22 protein-coding genes, 1 tRNA gene and 1 pseudogene are annotated in these 20074 nt (G+C 70.2%); 14 read left to right on the top strand and 10 right to left on the bottom strand.

Translation table 11 applies throughout. The features are described from left to right. Positions 1-68: 68 nt before the first annotated feature. Entirely contained in the window at positions 69-278 is a 210-nt protein-coding gene (locus AB0J39_RS14170; protein ID WP_363464197.1) for a hypothetical protein, read from the bottom strand. Positions 279-641: 363 nt separating this feature from the next. Here AB0J39_RS14170 and AB0J39_RS14175 point away from each other — a divergent pair, with 363 nt between their 5' ends. From AB0J39_RS14175 to AB0J39_RS14185, 3 genes are all read left to right on the top strand, one after another. Then, the gene (locus AB0J39_RS14175) at positions 642-989 is read left to right on the top strand and encodes a hypothetical protein (protein WP_363464199.1); all 348 of its coding nucleotides are present in this window, start codon (positions 642-644) and stop codon (positions 987-989) included. Positions 990-1244: 255 nt separating this feature from the next. Then, positions 1245-2285 carry an alpha/beta hydrolase gene (locus AB0J39_RS14180; protein ID WP_363464201.1) on the top strand — a complete coding sequence of 347 codons (1041 nt, stop codon included), beginning with the start codon at positions 1245-1247 and terminating at the stop codon, positions 2283-2285. 489 nt (positions 2286-2774) lie between these two features. After that, complete coding sequence (locus tag AB0J39_RS14185; protein WP_363464202.1) at positions 2775-4391, top strand: cellulose-binding domain-containing protein; 1617 nt, start codon at positions 2775-2777, stop codon at positions 4389-4391. Between the two features lie 145 nt (positions 4392-4536). Here AB0J39_RS14185 and AB0J39_RS14190 read toward each other — a convergent pair whose 3' ends face one another. Further along, the gene (locus tag AB0J39_RS14190; protein ID WP_363464204.1) at positions 4537-5331 is read right to left on the bottom strand and encodes a M15 family metallopeptidase; all 795 of its coding nucleotides are present in this window, start codon (positions 5329-5331) and stop codon (positions 4537-4539) included. A gap of 225 nt (positions 5332-5556) precedes the next feature. Here AB0J39_RS14190 and AB0J39_RS14195 point away from each other — a divergent pair, with 225 nt between their 5' ends. The 6 genes from AB0J39_RS14195 to AB0J39_RS14220 all read left to right on the top strand — a co-directional run bounded on the left by AB0J39_RS14195 (position 5557) and on the right by AB0J39_RS14220 (position 11680). Then, positions 5557-6390, top strand: a complete 834-nt coding sequence (locus tag AB0J39_RS14195) for a prolipoprotein diacylglyceryl transferase family protein (protein WP_363464206.1) — start codon at positions 5557-5559, stop codon at positions 6388-6390. 446 nt (positions 6391-6836) lie between these two features. Next, positions 6837-7130 (top strand): hypothetical protein, encoded by a 294-nt coding sequence (locus tag AB0J39_RS14200; RefSeq protein WP_363464207.1) that lies wholly within the window; start codon positions 6837-6839, stop codon positions 7128-7130. Beyond that, positions 7127-8695, top strand: a complete 1569-nt coding sequence (locus AB0J39_RS14205; RefSeq protein WP_363464208.1) for a radical SAM protein — start codon at positions 7127-7129, stop codon at positions 8693-8695. The genes AB0J39_RS14200 and AB0J39_RS14205 overlap by 4 nt, the downstream gene beginning before the upstream one ends. Next, on the top strand, positions 8692-9036 hold the full coding sequence (locus tag AB0J39_RS14210; RefSeq protein WP_363464209.1) for a hypothetical protein: 345 nt from the start codon (positions 8692-8694) through the stop codon (positions 9034-9036). Before AB0J39_RS14205 ends, AB0J39_RS14210 begins: the two co-directional genes overlap by 4 nt. A 110-nt stretch (positions 9037-9146) precedes the next feature. Continuing rightward, positions 9147-10106 (top strand): ankyrin repeat domain-containing protein, encoded by a 960-nt coding sequence (locus AB0J39_RS14215; protein ID WP_363464210.1) that lies wholly within the window; start codon positions 9147-9149, stop codon positions 10104-10106. Between the two features lie 392 nt (positions 10107-10498). Next, entirely contained in the window at positions 10499-11680 is a 1182-nt protein-coding gene (locus tag AB0J39_RS14220; RefSeq protein WP_142567879.1) for an ATP-binding protein, read from the top strand. A gap of 105 nt (positions 11681-11785) precedes the next feature. Here the strand turns inward: AB0J39_RS14220 and AB0J39_RS14225 are convergent, their stop codons facing one another. Continuing rightward, positions 11786-12616, bottom strand: a complete 831-nt coding sequence (locus AB0J39_RS14225; protein WP_363464211.1) for a MauE/DoxX family redox-associated membrane protein — start codon at positions 12614-12616, stop codon at positions 11786-11788. 3 nt (positions 12617-12619) lie between these two features. Further along, the gene (locus AB0J39_RS14230) at positions 12620-13579 is read right to left on the bottom strand and encodes a hypothetical protein (RefSeq protein ID WP_363464212.1); all 960 of its coding nucleotides are present in this window, start codon (positions 13577-13579) and stop codon (positions 12620-12622) included. Between the two features lie 287 nt (positions 13580-13866). On the opposite strand from AB0J39_RS14230, the gene AB0J39_RS14235 reads away from it, so the two are divergent. After that, positions 13867-14367, top strand: coding sequence for a SigE family RNA polymerase sigma factor (locus AB0J39_RS14235; RefSeq protein WP_363464278.1), 501 nt, complete (start codon positions 13867-13869; stop codon positions 14365-14367). 9 nt (positions 14368-14376) lie between these two features. Here AB0J39_RS14235 and AB0J39_RS14240 read toward each other — a convergent pair whose 3' ends face one another. Beyond that, on the bottom strand, positions 14377-15246 hold the full coding sequence (locus AB0J39_RS14240; RefSeq protein ID WP_363464213.1) for an excalibur calcium-binding domain-containing protein: 870 nt from the start codon (positions 15244-15246) through the stop codon (positions 14377-14379). Positions 15247-15569: 323 nt separating this feature from the next. Next, positions 15570-16067: a MarR family transcriptional regulator gene (locus tag AB0J39_RS14245; protein WP_363464214.1), complete on the bottom strand. Its 498-nt coding sequence runs from the start codon at positions 16065-16067 to the stop codon at positions 15570-15572. Between the two features lie 98 nt (positions 16068-16165). Between AB0J39_RS14245 and AB0J39_RS14250 the strand changes: the two genes are divergently transcribed. Continuing rightward, entirely contained in the window at positions 16166-16729 is a 564-nt protein-coding gene (locus tag AB0J39_RS14250; protein WP_169984049.1) for a YceI family protein, read from the top strand. A 190-nt stretch (positions 16730-16919) separates the two neighbouring features. After that, a tRNA-Ser gene (locus tag AB0J39_RS14255) sits at positions 16920-17009 on the top strand. Positions 17010-17098: 89 nt separating this feature from the next. Here AB0J39_RS14255 and AB0J39_RS14260 read toward each other — a convergent pair. Further along, positions 17099-17662: an HAD hydrolase-like protein gene (locus AB0J39_RS14260; RefSeq protein WP_363464216.1), complete on the bottom strand. Its 564-nt coding sequence runs from the start codon at positions 17660-17662 to the stop codon at positions 17099-17101. Between the two features lie 574 nt (positions 17663-18236). Between AB0J39_RS14260 and AB0J39_RS14265 the strand changes: the two genes are divergently transcribed. Next, the gene (locus tag AB0J39_RS14265; RefSeq protein WP_363464218.1) at positions 18237-18698 is read left to right on the top strand and encodes a hypothetical protein; all 462 of its coding nucleotides are present in this window, start codon (positions 18237-18239) and stop codon (positions 18696-18698) included. Positions 18699-18784: 86 nt separating this feature from the next. Here the strand turns inward: AB0J39_RS14265 and AB0J39_RS14270 are convergent, their stop codons facing one another. Further along, a complete protein-coding gene (locus AB0J39_RS14270; protein ID WP_363464280.1) occupies positions 18785-18940 on the bottom strand; it encodes a hypothetical protein in 156 nt (51 codons plus the stop codon). A gap of 35 nt (positions 18941-18975) precedes the next feature. Beyond that, positions 18976-19143, bottom strand: a pseudogene (locus AB0J39_RS14275) (TetR/AcrR family transcriptional regulator C-terminal domain-containing protein); the annotation flags it as partial. 19 nt (positions 19144-19162) lie between these two features. Between AB0J39_RS14275 and AB0J39_RS14280 the strand changes: the two are divergent. Next, on the top strand, positions 19163-19372 hold the full coding sequence (locus tag AB0J39_RS14280) for a hypothetical protein (RefSeq protein ID WP_363464219.1): 210 nt from the start codon (positions 19163-19165) through the stop codon (positions 19370-19372). A 166-nt stretch (positions 19373-19538) separates the two neighbouring features. Here the strand turns inward: AB0J39_RS14280 and AB0J39_RS14285 are convergent, their stop codons facing one another. Continuing rightward, a complete protein-coding gene (locus tag AB0J39_RS14285; RefSeq protein WP_363464221.1) occupies positions 19539-20072 on the bottom strand; it encodes a YbhB/YbcL family Raf kinase inhibitor-like protein in 534 nt (177 codons plus the stop codon). Positions 20073-20074: the final 2 nt, after the last annotated feature.

The following is a 20074-nucleotide window of genomic DNA, read 5'->3' on the forward strand; positions in this document are numbered from 1 at the left end:
TCGTCCCGGATGAACTTGAGGACGTCATCGGCGGAGTTGAACACTCTCGAACCTCCCAGGGGCATGGGCTAGCAACCCGAAAGTAGGCCGTCGCACGCGCCGCCGGGCAGCCCCCACGTCCCGCCGTGATGGCTCCACCAGGCCCGCTTCTGCATCAGCACGTACGGCATGCCGTCGAGGGTGTGGTGCACGGTGAGCAGGCCGGCGGCGCCGTACAGCCCCCAGTGCTGGTGTCCCAGCGCGCACAGGGCCCAGCCGTCGCCGTCCTTCGCCGCCATGCACCCATCTTGCCGCAGCGGTTGAGTGCGGTCCGCCGCCCCGTTGCTCTGATGGTCGCCGCTGTGGACCGGTCGTACGTGACGGGGTCGTAGGCCGATCGTTATTAACCGGTAAGCGATCCTTCCGAAGGTCGAGTCCGAAGCCCGTTAGCGTGTGAGCCCTCACTCGTGATTCCCCTTTATCCGGAGAATCAGGAGATGTCATATCTGGAGAGACGCCCGCTTCCTGCGGCCGGAGGAGCGGGCGTTGTCCTCCCTCTGTCGTTTCGGTGTCGGCCCACCGGCCGTCCTGCTCGGCTCCTCTCGGGTGCCGGGTGGTGGATTTCTTCACGATCTCTCCACGGGCGCCGCACAAGTGCCTGATTGACTGATGTCGTGATCCGGGAACCGGTGGGCCGGCATCGTGAACGCGTTCCGGTCCGGGCGACCACGTCGAGAGAGAACATCGCCGTATATCTCGTGCTGCCGGCCGCCGTGGCACTGATGTCACTCGGGATCGCGGATTGGCTCGTGGCGATGTGGCTGATCCGGGGCGTCCAGTGCGGTCTCTACGAGCAAGGCGGCGTACTCGACTGTGGCGGGTCATCCTCGCTGGAGAAAGCGCTCCTGCTCGGACCGCTGCTCGCGCTGCCGATGTTCGCCGCGGAAACCTGGCTGATCGCCCGGGGGATTCGACGGTTCGCTGCCGGGCGCGAACGAAACCGGGCCTGACCCCCCGATCGAGTGCGCGGTTCGGGGATGGCCGCTCCTTCCTTTTCCGCAGAGAAGCACGACGGCCTGTTTCCCAGAGAGCACGACGGGAGAAGCCCACGCGACTTCAGGTCGTGCAGGCTGCGATCGATCATCTGACGCCGGCGGAGCCGCGGCCCGCGGCGCTCATCATGGCCGTGCTCGTGGGTGAGCGGCCGATTCCGCCACACAGGCCGGCCGCCCCGCGATCGTGTTGCTCGGGAAAGGGAAACACATATGCCACTGGAGGAAACAGCCGGGCGGGCGCCGGGGGCGGGGTCGCGTACCAGGAGACTGTGGCGGGCCACCGCCGGCGCGTTCGTCGCCCTGGTCGCCGTGTTCGGCATGACCGCCGGTGCGGGCGCGAGTGCGACGGCCAAGGAGCCCGCGGAGGGCCCGGCGCGTTTCGCCCCCGGGTTCAGGCACGGCAAGGTCGTCGTGGAGGGCGGCGCCGTTCACTACGTCATCGGCGGGTCCGGACCGGCCGTCGTGCTCCTGCACGGCTGGCCGCAGACGTGGCTGATGTGGCGCCCGCTGATGCCCGAGCTCGCCCGCGATCACACCGTGATCGCCGTGGACCTGCCGGGGCTGGGCGACTCGGCCGTGCCGGCCGGCGGCTATGACAAGGTCACCACCGCGCGACGGGTGCGCCAGGCCGTGCGCCAGCTGGGATTCGACCGGGTGGCGATCGTCGGTCACGACCTCGGCGTCCTGATCGCCTACCCCTGGGCCCGTGACTTCCCCGGCGAGGTGACCCGGCTCGCCATGATCGAGTCGCCGCTGTCCGGCTTCGGTCTCGAGGAGCTCTACGGGGTGAGCTGGCACTTCCGGTTCAACATGTCCCCCGCGCCGATCCCCGAGCGGATCATGGACAACGACGACGTCAGCACGTATCTCGGGATGATGTTCGACTTCAGCTACCGCAAGGACGCGGTGGATCGCGAGTCGTACTACCGGGCCTACGCGGATCCGGCCAGGCGGACCGCGGGGTACGAGTACTACCGGGCGTTCACCGCGGACGCGGAGAACAACAAGGCCAACGTGGCGAAGCGGCTGCCCATGCCGGTGCTGGGGATCGGCGGTCAGTACTCCTTCGGGCCGGGAGTCGCGGACTCGCTCCGCCAGGTCGCCGACGACGTGCGCACGGTGGTGGCACCCGACAGCGGGCACTTCGTCCCCGAGGAGAACCCGCGCTTCATGGCCGATTGCGCGAGCCTCTTCCTGGGCGCCCGGACCGGCACGCCCCCGCGTCCGGAGCTCACCTCCTGCGCCCCGTGAGCGCGGGCACGTGATCAGCTTGTTCTCCTTCTCGCGCCGTCGCCGGTGCGGGTGGTGGTAGCTGTTACCCCGATCACGTTCTCACCGGGCTCGGCTCGCCTTCCTGCCGGTGCGTCGGTACCGGCAGGAGGGCGCCGCCGTCAGGGGTGTGCGGTCTGGCGACGGCAGGTCGCCTGGGCGGCGACCTCTCCGGCGGCGGTCCGATGAACACCGCGTTCGCCGGCGACTGCCGTCTTGTTCTCCGAATTCCCGCCTGAACGTTTCAGCCGGTCCCGGAGTCCCGTTCCTGTCGCCAGCGATCCCTGCGCAAGTGAGGGCCGCCCTGGGCGGAAAGCCGCCGCGGCCCGGCGTTGACCGGCGATCGGCGGGATCGTAACTTGATGCGCGGTGTTCCTGTGGGTGAATCCAGTTCAGGTGCACGAAAACCCTTGTGGGGTCGGGAGTAATTCCTCGGTCAGGGGCCCTGCGCGACCTGCAAGGAGTTCGGTCTTGAGAAGCAGAACCACAACGGGTGCCGGGGTGATCAGCGCCCTCGCCGGAGTCGTCGCTCTGGCCGGCGTGGCCACCGCCGGAACGGCGCAGGCCGCCACCGGGTGCGCCGTGACCTACACGACCAACGACTGGCCGGGTGGGTTCACCGCCGCCGTCACGATCCAGAATCTGGGCGACGCGATCAACGGCTGGACGCTCGGATTCGCCTTCCCCGACAGCGGTCAGAAGGTGGGCACGGGCTGGTCGGCCACCTTCAGCCAGAGCGGGCAGAACGTCACGGCCACGAACGTGGACTACAACGCCGCGATCGGTGCCGGGGCGTCCGTGTCCATCGGGTTCAACGGCTCGTGGTCGGGGTCCAACCCCAAGCCGGCCTCGTTCACGCTCAACGGCGTCACCTGCACCGGCTCTGCCACCACCTCGTCACCGACCCCGTCGCCCACCCCGTCGCCCACCCCGACACGCTCGCCCTCGCCCTCACCCACCCCCACGCGCTCGCCCTCACCCTCGCCCTCGACGACGCCGTCGAGTGGTGCGGTGTACGTGTCGCCGAACGGCAGGGATGGCGCGGCGGGGACGCAGTCCGACCCGACGACCCTCACGTCGGCGCTCACACGCGTCGCCCCCGGCGGGACGATCTACCTGCGCGGCGGGCGGTACGCCTTCGCGCAGACGATCACCATCGCACCGGGCAACAACGGCACGTCGAACGCCCGCAAGACCCTGTCCGCCTACCCCGGTGAGACTCCGGTGCTGAACTTCTCGGCCCAGAGCGAGTCCTCGTCGAACCGCGGACTCGTCGTGAACGGCTCGTACTGGCATGTGTACGGCATCGTCGTCGAGCGGGCCGGCGACAACGGGATCTACGTCGGCGGCAGCAACAACGTCATCGAACGCACGGTGACCCGGTTCAATCGCGACACCGGGCTGCAGCTCGGGCGGATCGCCTCCGACACCCCCCGAGACCAGTGGCCGTCCAACAACCTCATCCTCAGCGCGGAGTCGCACGACAACGCCGACTCCGACGGCGAGGACGCCGACGGCTTCGCCGCGAAGCTCACCACCGGCACCGGCAACGTCTTCCGCTACACCGTGTCCCACAACAACATCGACGACGGCTGGGACCTCTACACCAAGACGGACACCGGAGCCATCGGGCCGGTGACCATCGAGGACTCCCTGTCCTACAACAACGGCACCCTCACCGACGGCAGCCAGGCCGGCGCCGGCGACCGCAACGGCTACAAGCTCGGCGGCGACAAGATCTCCGTCAACCACATCGTCCGGCGCAGCATCGCCTACCGCAACGGCCACCACGGGTTCACCTACAACAGCAACCCGGGCACGATGTCGATCTCGAACAACGTCGGCATCGACAACGCCGAGCGCAACTTCTCCTTCGACGCCGGCACCTCGGTGTTCCGCAACAACACCTCGTGCCGCAGCGGCAGCGGGTCCAACGACAAGACCGTCGGTAACGCCGACGGCTCCAACCAGTTCTGGTCCGGCTCGAACGGGTCCCGGTGCTCCTCCTACGCCGGCGCCATGGGCTGGTCCTTCGCCTCGGACGGCCACCTTGTCGTGACCTTCGGCGGCAGGCCGGTCACGCCGTAACCGGTCGTCTCGTCACCGGCGTGGGCTCCCCGGCGGACTACGGCTCAGCCCTGCCGGCCTCTCACAGGGTCACCGGCGGGGCCCGCCCACCGCGCCGTACGCGATGGGCGGGGCCCGCAGGGCGGCGGCTTGCGCGGCACCGGTCTCAGCGGCCGTTGACGGAGAAGTGCTGGTAGTCCTTGGCGCCCGACCACGAGCCGCCCCAGCCCCAGCCGATCCGCTCGAAGACGCGCACCACGCGGTCTCCGCTGTTGATCACGCCCGGCTTCTTGAGCGGCCGGTCCACGAACGCGTCCGCGTTGCGGTGGGCGTTGGAGCCGTTCGCGTAGACGTACGGGTTCTCCCGGGGGTTGAGGTCCACGGCGAGGCCGTACGCGTGGTTGGACCAGCTGCCGGATCCGGTGGCGTTGCGGCAGTTGAAGGCCGAGGTGTTGTCGGCCTCGATGGATTCGTAGTCGCTGCCCTTGTAGACGTCGACGGGCTCCATCCGGCGGATGGGGTAGCGAAGCTCGTAAAGCTTCTTGAAGACGGAGGCCACGTCTTCGGCCACCTTCTTGTTAACCACCAGGGTGCCGGTGTGCGCCTCGTCGTCGAAGCCCCAGTAGGTCATCGTGATCTTGCGTAGCCCGCTCAGCGGGACCGGGCAGCCCGGACGCCACGAGTGCCGGACCTCGTCACGGGACACCGTCTCGATCTTCGCGGAGAAGGGAGGCGGCCCGCTCGGGCTCGGTGTGGGCCCGGTTTCGGGCGTGGGCGAGACCGGCACGGCCGAGGGCGTGACGGGCGCGGACGAGACCGGCACGGCCGAGGAGGCGGTGGGCATGGGCGAGTCCGATGCCGGGGCAGCCGGGGCGGTCGCGGACACCCGGGTCCGGGCGGTGGCGGACGCGCCCGCGTCGCCGGCCCCGCCACAGCCGGTCATCCCGACGAGAGCCGCCATCACTACCACTGACCTGCGATTCCACAAGGAGGTCATAGGCGCAGGCTACCCGTGGACGAGACATGCGACGGCGGTCGCGCGACACTCCTGTGGACAACGGGATTCCTGTGGATGAAGCTCGGCGGTCAACGCTCGCCGCATAGAACCGGAATCCACACATGGAAGGGGCGCAAGCCGTACGAATTGACGATCGGAATCGGCGTGCGCCGCCGCTAGGGTGGCGTCGTGCTTGAGGAACTGCGTTTCGGCGGGGTGACCGTGCCGACCCACGCGTTTTTCGTGGGCCTCGGCGTGATCCTCGCGAGCGTGGTGTTCGTCCTGGAAGCACGGCGCCGGGGAGCCCTGCGGGAGGAGTCCCTCGTCGCCGTCACCGGTGCGCTGGTCGGCGGGGCGATAGGCATGCGGCTGTCCGGGTGGGCCGAGCATCTCGACTTCGCGCTCAACCCCGGCCTCGTCGAGGCGTGGATGTTCGGCGCCCGGAGCATCCTCGGTGGCCTGACCGGCGCATATGTCGGGGTGCTGGTCGCGAAACGGCTGATCGGCTATCGGGAGCGCACCGGCGACCTGTTCGCGCCCGCGGTCGCGCTCGGCATGGCCGTCGGCCGCATCGGCTGCTTCCTCACGGAGGCCCCCGGCCGTCCCACGAGCCTTCCCTGGGGTGTCCACGCACCCGCCACCGTGCCGGAATGCCCTGGTTGCGTGACCGGGCAGGCCATGCACCCGTCGTACCTGTACGAGACCGTCTTCCAGCTCGCCGCCTTCGGCGCGTTGCTGTGGGCCCGGAGCCGGGTCGACCGGCCGGGGGAGCTGTTCACCCTGTATCTGGGCGCGTACGCCGCCTTCCGGTTCCTCGTCGAGTTCACCAGGGCGAACGAGACGGTCTGGCTCGACCTGACCCGCCCGCAGTGGTTCCTCGTCCCGGGCCTCGCGCTCCTCGCCGTCCGCCTCGGGATCGGATATCGCAAGGGCTTCTACGATCGGCTGCTCCCCCGCCGGGGCGAGCGGCGACCTCTGTCACTGGGCGCCCGGCTGTCGCCTGCGGGCGAGGAGGAGAGATGAGCACACCCCCCGAGCCCCCCGAGCGGCCGGACGAGTCGCGCCAGGGCGATCCTTCCGGGCCGCCGGACGAGCCGCGGCACGGCGATCCGCGGCACGGCGATCCGCTGCAGGGCGATCCGCGGCACGCTCCCTCCGGACGTCCGCCGGTACCGCCGCCTCCCGGCACGCCGCACGGTCCGGCCAACCCGCCACCGCCCCAGGGGCCGACCGGCCCACCGCCGTCGTACGGCCCGGGTGGTCAGCCGCCTCATGGCCCGGGTGGTCCGCCGCCCTCATACGGCCCCCCTGCGCCGCCACCGCCTCAGGGGCCGGGCATCCCGCCGCCGCATGGTCCGGGTGGCCCGCCGCCGTGGGGTGCGCCGCCGCCCTACGGCCCGGGTGGGCCTGGTCCAGGCGGGCCGTACGGACCGCCCGCGTCGCAGAACTCGACCGCCGTGGTCGTCGCGATGACGTTCGTGGGGATCGTGGCCTACGTGGTCATCAACTTCGTGCTCTTCCTCGCGACCCTCGCGGCGGCGGACGGAGTCGCGAGCGACAACAAGAACATCGCGCTCATCGGCGGATCCCTGATCCTCGCCGCGATCGCGTTCGGCGGCGGAGCGTTGCTGCTGTTCCTGCGCAGGCCCTGGTCGCGGGGGCTCGGGCTGGGCCTGATGATCGGCTGGGCGCTCATGACGATTTTCACCGCCGGCTTCTGCACCGGCGTCAACCCCTCGCTGTACACGGACGGTGCCCTGTGAGCACGGGAATGCCCCTGCGGGGAGACCGCATCCTCCGCTACGTCAACGCGTTCTGCCCCCGCTGCCACGACGAGCGGCCGGACCGCCCGCTGGCGGAGGTGCCCCGCCTGTCCGGCTGGCTCGCGGCCCGCGACGGGCGGGTCTACCTGGAGCGCGGCTGCCGGAGCCACGGCATGGTCAGCACCCTCTACGACGAGGACCCGGAGATCCTCGCCTACCTGGAGGAGTGGACCGCACCCACCAAGGCGCATCTGCCCGACGTCGCCGGGAACTTCGACCCGGTCCCGGAGGCGTACCTGCGGGGACTGCCGGAGATGCAGACCCAGCACACCTGCATCCTCCTGGAGGACGTGGCGGAGGCGTGCAACCTCCGCTGCCCGACCTGCTTCACCGACTCCTCGCCCGACCTGCGGGGAATCGTGCCGGTCCGGGAGGTGCTCGCCAACGTGGACCAGCGGCTGGCCCGGGAGAACGGCCGTCTCGACGTGCTCATGCTCAGCGGCGGCGAGCCGACCCTCCACCCCGACCTGCCCGAGCTGCTCGCCGAGCTGACGGCCCGGCCCGTCACCCGCATCCTGATCAACACCAACGGCCTCCTGGTGGCCCGGGACGACGCCCTGCTCGACCTGCTCACCGAGCACCGCGAGCGCGTCGAGATCTACCTGCAGTACGACGGCGTGTCGGCCGAGGCGTCCCGGCACCACCGGGGCGGTGACCTGCGGCGGCAGAAGGCGGAGGCGCTGCGGCGCCTGTCGGAGCGGGAGATCTTCACCACGCTCGTCATGACGGCCGCCCTCGGAGTGAACGACGGCGAGATCGGCGACGTGGTGCGCCTCGCCCTCGAGACGCCGTACGTCGGCGGCGTGTCGATCCAGCCGCAGTTCGGGTCGGGGCGGTCCGGGGTGATCGACCCGATGGAGCGGCTCACCCACACCGGTGTGCTCAAGCGCCTCGGCCCCCAGACGGACGGCCTCGTCACCTGGCGTGACCTGACCGCCCTGCCCTGCTCGCATCCGCACTGCTGCTCGGTCGGCTACATGGTCAAGGATGACGCCGACCAGTGGCGCTCGCTGACGGCGTTGATCGGGCACGACCGCCTCAAGGCGAACCTCGGGCTCGTCTCCAACCGCATCGCCGACGCGGAGATCCCCCGCCAGCTCCGCATGGCCGTGCAGGAGTCGCTGCTCGGCCTGCTGTCGGAGCAGTCGTCGCTGTCGCACCCCGAGATCGGCAAGGTCTGGCGCGACATCTGCGAGAACTGCGACCTCGGGCTGACCACCCTGCTGACGCTCGCGTCATCGGCCCTGCCCGGCCGCAGGAAGCGGCTGCGCCGGCTGCTGGGCGAACGGGTCGTGCGCATAACGATCAAGCCCTTCATGGACATGTCCACGATGCTGGAGGAGCGGCTGGTCCAGTGCTGCGTCCACGTCGGCACCCGCTCCGACCAGGACCAGTGCGCGCCGTTCTGCGCGGTCCAGGCGTGGCCGGCGCTCGCGCGTCAGCGCCTGTCCGCCGTCGCCGCGGCCGACCCCGGCGTACGGCTTCCGCTGCTGGAGATCACGTGAGCCTCCCGCGCGGGGAGTCCGGCGACGGGGAGACGGGCCCGACGGGGGTCGCGTACGAGCAGGCCCTCGCGGCCCAGGCGTCCGAGGGCGGGCAGGCCAAGCCGTACGATCCGCTGAAGCTGTGCGTCTACGCGACGGTGGCCCTGCTCGCCTGGCTGTTCGGAGCCTGGGCCGTGCTCGGCTTCGCGGCCCTGGGGTTCGCCGGATACTGGCGGGCCCGCCGCGCCGGGCTCACCAAAAGCAAGTGCTATCTCAGGGACACCCGGCTCGTCCTCGCCTACCTGGGCTTGATCGCCCTGGCCGCCGCCGCGGCCCTCGTGCTCCCGCACGTGCCTCGTTGACGGCTCGGAGCGCACAGCCAGTGCCTCGTTGACGGGCCGGAGCGCACAGCCAGGCGAAATTGTCGGTGGGCCGCGCCATGATCGGCGTACCTACTCACCGAGGGAGCATCATGGCTGTCGCCCAAGCAGACTGGTCCGGCATCGGCTGGGACGCCTGGAAGAGTCTGCGGCTGATCCGCGCCCGGCTCGACGCGGGCGCCGATCCCAATTCGGGCGACGTCTACTACGGGCCGCCGTTGCACAGAGCGGCCGAATGCGGCTCTCCCGATGTGGTGGCGGAGCTGGCCGCGCGCGTCGACGACGTGGACGCCGAGCACGAGGGCCGTACGGCACTGTGGACGGCCGTCTTCGCCAACCGTCCGGACAACGCCCGGATCCTGGCCGAGGCCGGTGCCGATCCGTGGCGGCCGATGATGAACGGCTGGTCGCCCGGACGGCTGAGCCTGGCAACACCGACCCCCGGTCTGTTCGGCGACCTCGCCGGCAGGCCCGGCCTGTCCGATGCCGAGGCCGCCGCCGTGGCCGAAGCCCGGCGGATGGTCGCCGCCCTGGGGGAATTCGAGTACGACGGCATGGGGCTGGCATGTGTCGCCGGGATCAGCGCGGCGGAAGCGGTGCGCCGCCTGGCAGCGGTCCCGGCCGACGCGGCCGAGGTCGAGGAGATCGCGGAGGATCCCTGGTCCTACATGGACGAGAGCCTCGACATCGTCGGGATCACGGATGTGCCCGGCGGCTGCGTCGTCAGCCAGCCGTGGGGATATGGACCGTCCACGCCCGGCGTCACGGAGCGCCTGTCGGCGGGGACCGTCTGCTACGCCATGTACGCCAATCCCAAGAGCGGAAACCAGGGGAGCGTCGCCAGGGACGGCGAGATCGTGGAGTGGGACACCCACCCCGGCGGCGGCAGTCCGTATCCAGAGCAACCGACCGCTGAAATCCTCATCGAGTATCTCTACGACGGCGAGGCCCTGGCGTACTGCTGCGCCGGCGCGGGTCTGCGGCTGCCTGACGCCAGAGCGATCAACGGGGAGCCCGACATGTGGGTGAGGCTCGCCGAACGGGACTGGTGAAGCTAGACCGGCCGGACCACGAAACCCCAGCAGGGTGTCGCCGAACGACGGCGTTTGACGGAGCTTTCGTGGAAAGCTCGCGCAGGTGTTCGATGACGCGCTACAGTCATGCCCATCGGATCGAACACGGGTTCGGTCGAGTCCTGCCAGGTAAGGGGTGTGTGATGGCTGTGCCTACGGTGTCCGCCGCCCCGGTTCCGGCTGCCGCCGTTCCCGTGACCGACGATCCGGTCGTGCCCTCCCCGGCTCCGCCCGTTGTCGTCCCGGTCGTCCCGGCCCAGGCTCCGCCCGCCGCCGCGCGGTGCGTGCCGCGGCCGCGCCGGGCGACACGCCGTAGCACTCTCTACGGAAATCTACGACGGCCGCTATATCCCGTCATAAAGTCCGAGAGCGTGGACCCCGTGCGCAATCCCTACGCCCCCGGCGCCGGCCAGCGCCCCCCGGAACTCGCCGGCCGCGACCGCGAACTGCAGCAGTTCGAGATCGTGCTGGAGCGGGTGGCCCGGGGCCGCCCCGAGCGCAGCATGGTCCTCACCGGCCTGCGCGGCGTGGGCAAGACCGTCCTGCTCAACACGTTCAAGTCCATGGCCATGCAGCGGCTGTGGGGGACCGGCAAGATCGAGGCCAGGCCCGACCAGTCGATCCGCCGCCCGGTGGCGGCCGCGCTGCACATGGCCATCAGGGAGCTCGCCCCCCGGCACCGCGCTCCCGAGCGCATCGAGGAATTCCTCGGCGTGCTCAAGGCGTTCGCGATGCGCGATCCCGCCGCCGCGAAGGGCACCTCGCACTGGTCGCCCGGCATCGACGTGCCCGCCGCGCGCGGCCGGGCCGACTCGGGTGACCTGGAGATCGACCTGACCGAGCTGTTCGTCGACGCCGCGGGCGTCGCGACGGACCTCGGCGTCGGCATCGCGCTCTTCATCGACGAGATGCAGGACGTGCAGGCGCCGGACGTCTCGGCCCTGTGCGCGGCCTGTCACGAGCTGTCGCAGAACGGGGGCCCGCTGATCGTCGTCGGCGCCGGCCTGCCCCACCTGCCGAGCGTGTTGTCGGCGAGCAAGAGCTACTCCGAGCGGCTGTTCCGGTACGCGCGCATCGACCGGCTGGACCGGGACGCCGCCGACCTGGCGCTCATCGCCCCGGCCGCCCGCGAGGACGTCGAGTTCACGCCCGACGCGCTCGACGCGTTGTACGAGGCGGCCGACGGCTACCCCTACTTCGTCCAGGCGTACGGGAAGGTCGCCTGGGACCTCGCTCCGCGCAGCCCGATCACGGCCGAGGACATCAAGGTGTCCGCCCCGGAGGCCGAGGAGGAGCTGGCGGTGGGCTTCTTCGGCAGCCGATACGAGCGGGCCACGCCCGCCGAGCGGGACTACATGCACGCCATGGCCCAGCTCGGCGACGACCCGGTGCCGACCGCCGAGGTCGCCGAGACGCTGGGGCGCAAGCCGTCGAGCCTGTCCCCGGCTCGCGACAGCCTGATCAAGAAGGGCCTGATCTACAGCGCGGAGCGCGGCGTGATCGGGTTCACCGTTCCGCATTTCGGGAGGTTCCTCCGTGCGCAGCCGCTCTGAGCGGCGCGCCCATCGACCTCTCTACGGCTTTCTAGAGGGGAAGCTAGAGAGCCGTAGAGAGCTGAAGTGAAAGACCTCGATGCGGGAATCTACGCGTGTATAGCGTCAGGCCGATACAGGCGTAGATTCCCGCAGAGAGGCATCGCCGCGCTCATCGGCCGAGGTCACGTGGCCGTCGGCGCCGACCACGGCGGCGCGTACGTCGGGGCGGCGGCCGCTCAGACGCACGGCGAAGACGACCTCCGCGTCGCCCTGGGCCGGGAAGACGAAGAAGCGCCAGCACAGTTCACGCCACATGTCGGACGGCTCGTCCGTCCGCAGCGACCCGGCGTGGGCCCGCCACGTCTCGCTGGCCCGCAGGCGTGACAGGGCACGCCCGGCCGGCATCGGCCGCTGCTCGCACGGCACACGGTGACGCAGGCGCGAGACGATCTCGTTGATCTCGGGTGAGAGAGCGAGCAGCAGGACGACGCCTCCGCCGGCCCAGGCGGCCGTCTCTCCGGTGAGGGCGGGCAGCCCCGTGGCGTTCTGGACCGCGACGAGGGCCGCCATGGCGGTCAGCGCCGCCGCCCGGCCCGTCGACCGCAGCCCGACCGGGGCGGCGCTCACCTCACCGAAGCAGCCGCACCCCGCGTCCGGCCGTCGCCTGCGCAGGTCCCACAGGACGTACGTCGCCACGGCGAAGAACGCGACCGGCAGCCACCGGGCGGCCGGGTGATCCACGGCCAGCAGGCCGGTCGCGAGCGCGAGCTCGACCAGGGCACAGACGTACAGGGCGGGCCTGGCGAGGCGCTCGGGCATGAGCACCGCCGGGCCGAGCCGGGCCAGCACGCCGGGCGACGCCTCGCGCCCGGCCGTGGCCAGTTTGGTGACTGCGCCCAGCGCCAGTGTCACCACGAGGATCGGCAGCGCGGCAGCCGCGATGGTCGAAAGCACCGGTCACCCCAATCCGACGCGGGCGTTGAAGCAGCCCTTGGTCAAGTCTCCCCCGAGCGCGACATAGGAGGACGCGGCGAGTTCCACGACCCGGCCGCGCGGGGACGTGCCGCATTCCAGGCACCGGTCGCAGAACCGCCCCGTGAGGCACCCGCACGCGACGATGGGCAGCACGTCCGTCCGGCCGTCGCACACGTTGCGTACGCGCAGCAGCGACCCCATCGCGAGGTACGGCAGGCCGGCGCAGGAGACGCCGGCGTCGTCGCAGCCGCTGTCCTCGCGTTCGAGCATGGGGTAGGCGACCCCCTTCGCGACGCCCTCCTCCGCGAAGTCCGGAAGATCCGCCCACACCGCCGTGCCCGAGATGCCCGCCTGGCCTCCTCCGTACGCCGGCGGAGACGGGGGCGCGGCCGTGGCCCGGTATGGCGGCTGCGAGGTCGCCGGGAGGTGCGCGAACGTCGCGCCCTGGTCCGACAGCCCGATGGCGTCGAACAGGTAACCCGGCTCCAGCTTGGGGTGCCGCACCCGGATGCGCCCGGAGGAGCGGTACGGAACGACGATGGAGCGTTCCCGGCGATGGGGACCGCAGTCGAGCTCGACCGTGAGATCCCGGCGGCCGTGGACCTCCCGGATGACGCCGGTGATCCGGGTGATGTCGGCCCAGACGCGCTCGGCCACCGTGCCGCCGCGCAGCGCCCGGACGACGACCCTCGACCCGGCGGGCAGGTCGGCGGGCGCCACCGTGCCCCCGCGCCAGGCGGTCGCCCACGGCGCGATGACCAGGCGCCGCTGCTCGCCGCCGGCGGTCTCCAGGATGATCAGGTGCGGGCTCACGTCGAGCAGGTCGCCGCTGACCACGTCGAACGGCGTCGTCTCCTCCGGTGACCGCGGCGCGGGCCCGGGGTCACGGCCGAGCACCGCCGCCGCCAGCTTCCGCCGTCGCTCTCCGGCCCGATTCGGCATCGCCCCTTCCACGTCCTCCAGCCTCACACGCCGGACGGGGATGGAGAGGTCGTTTTCCGGGCGATGGTGGCGTCCGGGATCAATATTCCTCCTCCCGGTGCAAGGCGTTGCCACCCGTTTCGGGCAAACCACTGCCCGACAGGACGTGTGGCACGCGCGAGCGGGCCGCCACCGGCTTGCCCGGTCTTTGCCCACGCGGGTGCGAAACCTGGATTTCGGTTCAGCCGGATCCGGGAGCGCGGCTGCGATTCTGGCACGAGATGCCTCTCTGGCCGGGTTGGTGATCCCTGATCGTGAACCATGAGGAGTTCCGCACGTACGTCCAGTGTCGCGGGGCGGCCCTGCTCCGTGTGGCGAACCAGTTGACCGGGAACCCCAGCGACGCCGAGGACCTCCTGCAGACCGCCCTCGCCCGCACGTACCTCGCGTGGGACCGCATCCGCGACCGCTCGTCGCTCGACGGCTACGTGCGGCGGGCGATGGTGAACATCAACATCTCCTGGTGGCGGCGGCGCAAGCTGGAGGAGTACCCCTCCGACGAGTTGCCCGACGTACCGGCGCAGCAGGACGCGCGGCACCGGTACGACGAGCTGGAGCAGGCGCTCGACCGCCTCCCCGCGCGGCAGCGTACGGCGATCGTGCTGCGCTACTACGAGGACATGACCGAGCCCGAGATCGCCAGGACCCTCGGGATCAGCGTGGGCACGGTCAAGAGCTCGGTCTCGCGGGGCATGGCCAAGCTGCGCGGCGACCTGGTCGTGCCCGACGCGAGCAAGAGCGTGAACTGACGCGCCGCGTCACGTCTCGCAGACAAGGCCGTCGCTGTCGCGGTCGATGTACCAGTCGTACTCGAGATCGACACCGCGTCGGTACGGGCCGAACCCGGCGGCGTTCGCCTCCTCGCAGGTGCCGTATCTGGGGTCGAGCGACCCGTCCGAGGCGCCCGGGCTCGGCGAGGCGCTGGGCGTGGGACTCGGCGTCGAGTTGGACGCGGGGCTCGGGGAGGGCCGCACCGCGGCGACCGATCCGGCGGTGCTGCCCGGCGGAATGGGCTCCAGGGAGTACGTCGTGCCGGGCGGCGCCGGAGACGCGTCCACGGGCTCGATCGGCGCCGGAGTCGCCGCGCCGGCCCCCGGCGGGGCCTGGACGCCGCCGCGCTTGTCGTAGGTGTCGGCGGCCCAGCAGCCCGACCACAGCCCGAGCTTGTCGACCTGCGCGCGCACCTGCTCCCAGTACTGCCACTCGGTGTAGCTGTGCTCGGGGAAGGAGTTCACCGTCTGGGCCAGGCCGTTCCTGACCATGTCGCCGTTGACGTAGACGCCCTTGCCCGACCACACGTAGATCAGGATGCGCTCCTGCTCGGGCACCTGCTCGGCGGCCCGGACGTACGCCGGCTTGCCGGGCGGCAGCAGGGCCTTCAGCCGGGCGGTGGCCTCCGGGGACCAGCAGACGCCCTTGGCGGGGGCCTCCGCCTCCAGCAGGCCGATCCGTACGGTCCGGCCGCTCGTGGTGACGACATCCGCGGTGTCACCGTCCACGATCTTCTTCACCGTCACCTGGACGGCGTCCTTCGGCACGGTCTTCGGCCGTGTCGTCGTGGTCTTCGTGGTCTTCGTCGTCGTGGGCATCGCCGCCGGGGGGGTGACCGTCTTCGTGACGGTGACCACCGGCTGCGGGACGCTCGAGCTGGTCGCGGCGGGCGTCGGCGATTGCGTCGGACTCGGGCTCGGGCTCGGGCTAGGGCTGGGGCTCGGAGATGCCGGTGCCGCGGCGAAGGCGGGGGTGGAAGCGGCGACGGGAACCGCGAGGGCCGCGGCGGCGAGGACGGCGAGTGCGTGTGAGGGGAAACGCACGGGCGCTCCATGGGCTCGGGTACGGGGGACTGCGTCGGCTGTCGTGGAGCCGTTTCCTGAATTACGGAGTCCACCAGAAATCGATCGTTTACGCCAGTCCGTCCGGTCAGTTCCCCCGAATCCCGATTCCGGCGGGCTCAGCCGGTCTTGGCCCGCGGGGCCCTGCTCGTCTCCCGTACGCCGGCCGTCGCGCAGGGCCGTACGACGTCGCGGATCACCCGCAGCGCCTCCAGGAAGTCGGCGAGCTGGTTGTCGGTCAGCAGCCCGGTGAACCAGGTCTCGATGTCCTCGACGTGCTGGGGGAGCACCATGCGCAGCCGCTCCGCTCCGGCGGTGCTCAGCACGGCGTAGGAGGCGCGGCGGTCGCTGGCGCAGGCATGCCGTTCGACGAGTCCGTCACGTTCCAGGCGGTCGACCACGCGGGTGATTCCGCTGGTGGACAGGGACGTCTGCGCCGCGAGGTCGCTCATCCGCAGCCGCCGCTCCGGCGATCGGGCCAGCCGGATCAAGGTCTCGAAGTCGACTTCGGAAAGTCCTGCGGCGGCCAGGGTCGGGCTGGTCTTGCTCGACAGCCCGGCGAATACCTCCGCGAACAGGCCCATCGCCGTGAGCCGGGGGTCGTCGAATGGGTCCATGGTCCAAGTCTACGGCACGATAGTTGACGCGAGGAATATTTTTCCGGTAGACATTTGCTGAGTGAGACATCCGCACAGCAACAATCAGGGGAGCAGCCATGAGCATCCGTGAGTGGGAGGGCCTGAAGGTCCCGACGGCCGGCGAGTTCGCGCTGGACAAGGCCCACACGCGCGTCGGCTTCGTCGTCAAGCACATGATGGTCAGCAAGGTCCGCGGTCACTTCGCCGACTACGAGGGCAAGATCGTCATTGCCGAGAACCCGCTGGAGTCGAGCGTCGACGTCGTCATCAAGGCGGGCACGATCGAGACCGGTGCGGCCGACCGCGACGGCCACCTGCGGAGCGACGACTTCCTCGCCGCCGACAAGTTCCCCGAGGTCACCTTCCGCAGCAAGCGGGTCAGCGGCCTGTCGGGCAACGAGTTCACGCTCGTCGGCGACCTCACGATCCGTGACGTGACCAAGGAGGTCGAGCTCAAGGTCGAGTTCAACGGCGCCGCCAACAACCCGTGGGGCCAGGAGATCTTCGGCTTCGGCGCGGAGACCGAGATCGACCGCGAGGAGTACGGCCTGACCTGGAACCAGGCCCTGGAGACCGGTGGCGTACTCGTCGGCAAGAAGGTCAAGATCGAGATCGAGGGCGAGGCCATCCGCCAGGCGTAGCCTGTGCCGGGCTGAGGCGCGATATCCACACCCTGTGCACAGCCCTTGTCCACACCCTGTGGACAAGGGCTGTGCATCGGTCCAAACGTCCCGCCTCATAAGTTCGCAGGACTGATCCAACGCGGCACGGGCAATCCGCTTTGCCGCCTTGGGCGATCGCCGGTACGCTGTGCTGAGCAACGCGCTACCAGGAGGCTTCGCCTAGTCAGGTCTATGGCGCCGCACTGCTAATGCGGTTTGGGTCTTAAGCCCATCCGGGGTTCAAATCCCCGAGCCTCCGCAGTTCAAAGCCCCTCTCGCCAGTCTTCGGCGAGGGGGGCTTTTTGATCTCCACAGGGCCTCTAGTTGCAGTTCTGGTTGCAGTTGCTCTCAGCCTTGGGTTGGGGGCGCTTTCAGTCCTCGCCCCACAGGGCCGCCCCCATGCGCTCGCCTGCGTCCTTCACCTGCGGACTGGGGTGGCAGTCGTACGCCGATGGGGGCCAGCAGGTAGGGGTCGGGCGATGGTTTGCCCCGCTCGACCGCGGCCGCGTCCACGATCACCTCCGGTATCGGTAGCCGGGTGCGGAGGAAACGCCCGCGGACCCTGTGGGCGTAGTTCGAGGTCACCAGTGCCCATGATCCGGTCGGTAGTCCGTGCAGAAGCCTGGAGGCCCCGTCGAAGGCCGTGTAGGCGCCGGAACGCACGTCCTCGTCCTCCAACGTGTGAAGTGCCATCAGGCAGGCGTGGGGATCCAGGTCTGGTGCGACAGCGGCGAAGGTCTCCACCGGCCGGGTCCGAAGCGCCACGCGGTAGACCTCCTCGGGATCCAGCGCATGGTGCACCGCCCACGTTGCCCAGACGCGACGCTGGTTGTCCAAAGCATCGATCAACGTGCCATCGACGTCGAATAAGACACATCTCGTGGGTCGCGGAGGCCGAGAGGCAGCGGACACATGCTGATCATTCCAGTCGCTCCGTGACGCCTGCGCCGGCCTACGAGACTCCTGGATCTGTATCGGCTACCTGCCCCTCCAGAGGCTCCGGCTTGCTCGCCTGATACCGAAGCCAAACCGATCACGCTGCTCAGTAGCACGACAAGCTGGATGCCCGAGAAAATCCATAGGTGAAGGGGAGGCCATGGCCGCTCGTTGCCATTGACCACGAGCACGAAGTAACTGCCCGCGGCCATCCAGCCGATATTGATGAGAGCAAGCCCACGCCCCGCTCTGTACCAGATCGAGCGTCGGTACCGTTTCATGCCTGGAACTGTCCCATCAACAAAGCGATCCCAACAGCAAGCCTCTGGCGGAGTGCTCCGGCTCGGGAGGCTCGGGGATGTAGCCCGAGTTGGAGAGCACGGGCCGCAAATGGCTGAGGTGGGAGCCGCGCAATCCCTGCTGCCGCCGACCCAGGCACGCCCAGCAGACCGGGTCCTGGTTTGTGACCGTTGGCATCACGAAGATCGATCTTCAAGCCGTCAGGCAAGTAGGCTGACCGCGATTGCCGGTGATGGTGAAGGAGCCGCTGATGAACGCCGATCCAACGCTGACCCGGATCGGCGAGGGGGTGGCGCTGCATCACCACCAAGGCCAGCGCGTAGCCGCTCGCGACGTGTTCGCGCAGATCTGGGACGACATCGGCGGCGAGCAAGGCGATCCGCTGCATGTTTGCGTTCTTGCCCACTCGATGGCCGATGTGCAGGACGACGTGCACCAGGAGTTGCTGTGGGATCTGCGCGCGCTTGCCGCCGCCGATCGGGTCACGGATGAGGCGGTGGCGCAGGCCGGAGTGACGCTTCCCGTAGCGGGCCTGTATCCGTCGCTGCACCTGAACTTGAGCGAGTGCTATCGCAAGCTGGGCGATCTCGATCGCGCCCGTCAGCATCTCCGGCAGGCCAGAGCCGGGATCGGCGCGCTTGGCGACGACGATTATGGCCGGCTCATCAAGGGTGGCCTGGAGCGGCTGACCGAGCAGTTGGGTGAGGCCTGACTGCGAACAAACACCGCCCGGCATGACCGCTCGACAGTGAGGCGGCGGCTCGCGCCGCAGCGGGGATGCCCCAGAGTCTGGCTCGCTCAGCACGCAGTGGGCTCGACGTCCTGAGCAAGGCCGGCGAGGAGCCGCTGGAGGCCGTACTCGAAGGTGTCATCGGGCGTGACGGCGGCGAACTGCGGGGAGAGCCCGGCCAGCGTGGGATGGGCCTCGGGCGAGATCTCGGAGGGCTCTGACACCGGCAGGCACTCGGCGAGGACCGACCTGCGGCGTAGTTCAGCAGCGACTGATGAGCGGTCGGGATGGCGGCCGGCAGGAAGCCCGCCTCGCGGAGTACGGCGAGCAGGGCCTCGGTCAGGCGAAGAGCGTTCGGACCGATGGCGGGACGGGTGGCCAGGATCGGCACCGCCCGATGGTGACGGATGTAGGAGTAGAGGGTCATCGGGCCGGCGTTGAGGCGGGTGGCCAGGCGCCGCAGGCTGAACGACTCCAGCTGGCTGGTCGGCTATCTGCTGCCGATGGCCGGATATGCGGGAATGGGTCTGTTCTCCGTCCAGCTCGTGGCGCTCAGCGGCGGGCTCTCGCTGGTGGAGATGATCGTGGCGGTAGCGGTCGGCTCATGGCTCTACCGTGAAGCGGCGACACGGCCTCTGGCCTCCGGCCACGCGTGATCCCCGGGCGCGGGCCCGAGATGGGCGAGCGCCACGGCGGCCGTCCGGAGGGAATCCGGACGGCCCGCCGCGGTCGGCCCCGCGCTCGTCCAAGGCGTTCGGTCGTGGTAGGCCCGCTCCTCGGAGGTACGTCTCTCCGAGTCGATGAGTCCGGACGTGCCGTTCGTCAGGCGGGGGTCTCGGCTGTGGCGATCAGGACCGCGCGGCCGAGGGTGTGGCCGGCCATGGAGAAGCCGAGGAAGGCCGGGGTGGCGTCGGCCGGGACGCCGATGGACTCGACATCGAGGGCGTGCACCACGACGAAGTAGCGGTGCGGGCCGTGCCCGGCCGGTGGGGCGGCGCCGATGAAGCGGGCCACGCGGGCGTCGTTGGGCAGTTGGAAGGCGCCGTCGGGGAGGCCCGATCCGCTGTCGTCGCCGGCGCCCTCGGGAAGCTCGGTGACGGTGGCGGGGATGTCGGCGACCGCCCAGTGCCAGAACCCGGACCCGGTGGGGGCGTCGGGGTCGTAGACGGTGACGGCGTAGCTCTTGGTGCCGTCCGGGGCGCCGCTCCAGGACAGCTGCGGGGAGACGTCCTTCCCACCGGGGATTCCGGAGGAGAACTGCTCGGGCGGCCAGGCGGCGCCGTCGGCGACGGTGGTGCTGGTGACGGTGAAGGAAGCCGCCTCGGGAAGGCGGGCGAAGGGGTCATTGGCGGTCATCG

It is taken from the genome of Microbispora sp. NPDC049633 (assembly GCF_040675265.1).
GTDB lineage: Bacteria > Actinomycetota > Actinomycetes > Streptosporangiales > Streptosporangiaceae > Microbispora > Microbispora maris.

What these genes read in the sequence shown, in the direction of transcription:
- AB0J39_RS14180 (WP_363464201.1), top strand. Translation starts at nt 1,245, where the DNA reads ATGCCACTGGAGGAAACAGCCGGGCGGGCGCCGGGGGCGGGGTCGCGT.
- AB0J39_RS14285 (WP_363464221.1), bottom strand. Translation starts at nt 20,072, where the DNA reads ATGACCGCCAATGACCCCTTCGCCCGCCTTCCCGAGGCGGCTTCCTTC.
- AB0J39_RS14250 (WP_169984049.1), top strand. Translation starts at nt 16,166, where the DNA reads ATGAGCATCCGTGAGTGGGAGGGCCTGAAGGTCCCGACGGCCGGCGAG.
- AB0J39_RS14200 (WP_363464207.1), top strand. Translation starts at nt 6,837, where the DNA reads ATGACGTTCGTGGGGATCGTGGCCTACGTGGTCATCAACTTCGTGCTC.
- AB0J39_RS14190 (WP_363464204.1), bottom strand. Translation starts at nt 5,331, where the DNA reads ATGGCGGCTCTCGTCGGGATGACCGGCTGTGGCGGGGCCGGCGACGCG.
- AB0J39_RS14215 (WP_363464210.1), top strand. Translation starts at nt 9,147, where the DNA reads ATGGCTGTCGCCCAAGCAGACTGGTCCGGCATCGGCTGGGACGCCTGG.
- AB0J39_RS14265 (WP_363464218.1), top strand. Translation starts at nt 18,237, where the DNA reads ATGAACGCCGATCCAACGCTGACCCGGATCGGCGAGGGGGTGGCGCTG.
- AB0J39_RS14170 (WP_363464197.1), bottom strand. Translation starts at nt 278, where the DNA reads ATGGCGGCGAAGGACGGCGACGGCTGGGCCCTGTGCGCGCTGGGACAC.
- AB0J39_RS14245 (WP_363464214.1), bottom strand. Translation starts at nt 16,067, where the DNA reads ATGGACCCATTCGACGACCCCCGGCTCACGGCGATGGGCCTGTTCGCG.
- AB0J39_RS14230 (WP_363464212.1), bottom strand. Translation starts at nt 13,579, where the DNA reads ATGCCGAATCGGGCCGGAGAGCGACGGCGGAAGCTGGCGGCGGCGGTG.